Annotated in this window: 2 protein-coding genes; one reads left to right on the top strand and one right to left on the bottom strand. The window is 47.0% G+C overall.

From position 1 onward, the window contains the following. The coding region (gene yegD, locus AC3A8L_RS16345; RefSeq protein ID WP_487963342.1) for a molecular chaperone at positions 1-1,235 on the top strand (1,235 nt) is incomplete at its 5' end. 40 nt (positions 1,236-1,275) lie between these two features. Here yegD and AC3A8L_RS16340 read toward each other — a convergent pair. Continuing rightward, on the bottom strand, positions 1,276-3,716 hold a 2,441-nt coding region (locus AC3A8L_RS16340), incomplete at its 5' end, for a carbohydrate-binding protein (protein WP_487963341.1).

Raw genomic sequence — 3,716 nt, 5'->3', positions numbered from 1 at the left:
ACGCAATTATTGAGCATGTTGCGCGCCAACTCCCGGCAGGTACCGCACAGCAGGCATACCACACACAGCGTGCCGCTCAACTGCGAATTGCCGCCAATTTTCGTCACGAACAAGGTATTGCGCCAAGCGAATCATTAGTGCACTTTGGCGCTGCCGCCATGGCCGAATATAAACTGGCACCCGACGAAGGTTTTTTTGCCAAATCGCCAAAATCTTTTTTAGGGGCCAGCGGTTTAAACGAAGGCCACCTAACCTTTTTTGAAGATGTCGTGACCGCCATGATGATGGAGGTTAATGCAAAAACGGCACAACAAACCGGCAAAGACATTACCAGTGTTGTCATTGGTCGCCCCGTTAATTTCTCTAGTTTGAATACTCAAGAAGGCAACCGCCAAGCCATCAATATTCTGCGCCAAGCCGCTACACGCAGTGGCTACAAAAATATTGAATTCTTGTACGAACCCTTAGCCGCAGGCTTAGCCTTTGAGCAATCTTTATCGCACGATAAACTAGTCCTTGTACTCGACATCGGCGGTGGAACCTCCGATTGCACCATGATGCACATGGGCCCCAGCTATAAAAACAAAGCCGACCGCACCGACGACATTTTAGCCCATTGCGGCATACGCACCGGCGGCAACGATTTAGATATTACCCTAGCAGCAAAAGCTATTATGCCGCTAATGGGCATGCAGTCGCACACCAAAGATGGTTTACCACTACCCGCAAAAATGTTTTGGAATGCCGTAAGAATTAACGATGTGAATGCGCAAACGCAGTTTTACAGTGCCGAAAATATTCGCGCAGCCAAAGAAATTTTTATTCACGCTAAACAGCCTGAACTCTTTCAGCGCTATATGCACATGCTGGAACACAAGAAAAATTTCTCGATTATTAAATCGAGTGAGCAAGCTAAAATTGCACTCTCGGACGAGACCTTTTACCAAACCGATTTAAGTGATATCGAAAACGCATTAACAGCCGACATTACAAGAGAGCTGTTAGCCGATGCGATTGCCTTACCGCTATCGCAAATCGAAAAACTAATCAAAGACACGCTTCAAACAGCAAACGCAAAACCCGACACTGTTTTTATTACAGGTGGTTCTGGCCAGTCGCCCATTATTCGGCAAGCTACCCAGCGATTATTGGGCAATATTGAAATAGTGGATGGAGACCATTTTGGCAGTGTGGTTACAGGTCTCACCCAGTGGGCAGGTAATATTTTTCAGTAAAATAAAGGCCCCGTTTAACAGGGGCCGCAGGTTAGTATTTTCACCATTGATTTAACATTACCGACAAGGTGTCAGCACCAACGCTGTTGATCTTAATGTAGACATCACCACGCGGCTGCCCCACAGACGCCCAGCCATTACCGCCATGGGTAATATTCGATTGCCCCCCAACAATATCGTAATTAATCGCATGACCGTCCCAAGAGCCAAACTGTAAAGAACCATTATTAACGGTGTATTTCAAGCAACTACCAGCTACAACCTGAACAGAAACACCGCTTGAAACAGTAATCACATCATTCGCTCCAGCGCCACAAGTACTCCCCGTATCCGTAGGAGGATTGCCATCAGTAACAGAACCGTCTACATACTCTAATTTAAACCAATTCAAATCAAATCCAGGGTTCTCCAAATACAGGCGAATAGTTTGTTGGCCCGCATCCAAGCTCACTGTAGTGACGAGGTCATGAAATTGCCCCCACACGCCTGTCCCTTCAACGGCCATCCGGTTTAAAGTCGCACCAGCTGAGTTTTGAAACTGCACAGCGCCGACAGAACCTGTATGCCCGCTCGCATAACGATAGGTCAATTTGTACTCACCGGCCTGCTCAGGGGAAATCACATACTCCAACCACTCTCCGTTTGAGCTCCACCCCACATGACAACCGCCACCACTATCTCCCGTCGCCGTTACATCTACACCCAAACCTCGATAAATACAGCCATTGCCCGGCGTACCTTTATTTTCGGCATTAGCATCTGAAGCGTTAACGTAGTCCTCTGCTTGATAAAGTTCTTTAGGCGCGACTGCAATCAGCTCTAGGTTAAACCAGTTAATGTCATAACCGCCGCCCTCAAATTCAAGCCTTACCGTCTGCTGTCCAGCTGGCAAGTGCACCACGCTTTGAACATCACTGAAATTACCCCAAATGCCATCACCGCTGACCGGCGTTGAACTTAACAATGCACCTGCCGCGTTTTTAAAGTGTATAGCTCCAAGATCACCCGTGTGCCCACTATCAAAGCGATACGTTAATCGATATTCACCGGCAGTCGCTAAATTAATACTGTAATCCAACCATTCACCATTATGAATCCAACCCACATGACAACCACCGCCAGCATCGCCCGTAGAGCCCACATCAACCCCATGGCCTTTATAATTACAGGCATTATTGGGGTTACTTTTATTTTCAGACTCCATATCAAAGGCATTGGTATAGTCCTCTGCCTGAACTTTCAAATCGGAAGTTGTATTGCTTCCAGCACTGGAACTACTGGTACCGCTGTTTGAGCTAGAGCTTGCAATAGAGCTGTTACTTTCACTACTGGCGCTGCTCACCACTTCACCGCCACTCGTTCCATCATCAATAACACCGCTATCAAACTGTGCTTTCAAATCGAAATAATCTAAATTAAAGCCCTCTCTCAAAACATACATACGGATGGTTTGGGTGCCTTTTATTAACGTCACACGCTGATTATTTTCAAGCTGCGTTTGGTAATTTCCCCAGCCACCGGTGTGCCCTAGCGTTGTAGCGGTTTCAACTGTTGAACCATTTTGCGTGCGAATTTCGACAATTCCAGTCTGGCTCGAAATCGCATTCGAGTAACGAAACGATACGTCATACTCACCAGCCTGCGGCACATCAATGGTGTAATCGAGCCACTCACCGGTTTTAACCCAACCGACCGCACACACAGAACCTTCAGAATGAATATCCACATTAGTACCCAAACCCGACGAACAGCTTGCAGTATTAGAGCTTCCCGCATTGCCCTGCGTAGTATCGTAATGATTCACATAACCTTCGATTTCTACTCGCAACTCGACCAATAGTGGTGTTGGTGGCCCAACAGGCAGCTCTGCCGGCTGATAATTAATCGTAACTTCAGGGGATAAGGTTGCCGTTAAACCATTATTGTAAACAACACGCGCATAAACCCGCTGTAAGCCCTTTGTAACATTCGCAGCGGCCCAGGTCGTACTGTAAGGTGCCGCAGAAACAGACGCTAATGGCATATCATTAACAACCCACTGAACCTCCTCGATATTATTTAAAGTGGTATTCAGTGTGAGCGGTATATTTGCCGCTGTTACCGTTTGCCCAAAATTTAAAGACGTAATTGTTGCTGCATTCGCTATCGATGGCGCAGCAGGTTCTTCGCCATCAATTTGTAATAGGTAAGCCACTAATTGCTCCCGCTCACCACTACTCAAGCTAGCGCTATTACCGTGTGCTGAATTATTAAGTACATCGGTTAATGTCGCTGCAGAACCATCGTGCAAATACGGCGCAGTATCCCAAACACCTCGTAACGTTGGTGTATCAAACCCATTGAGAACACCGTGCAAACGCAAGCCGGAATCCAAAGTGCTGGTGCCAACATCATGGCGATTACCATTGGCGCTATCCGTAAAGGCTTCACCACCATGGCAATCGGCACAACCTTTATTTTGAAAAACAGTCTTACCGGCTT

The organism is Marinagarivorans sp. (assembly GCF_982758155.1).
The sequence above is the reverse complement of the archived record's forward strand: the minus strand, read 5'-3'. Positions and strand labels throughout refer to the sequence as shown.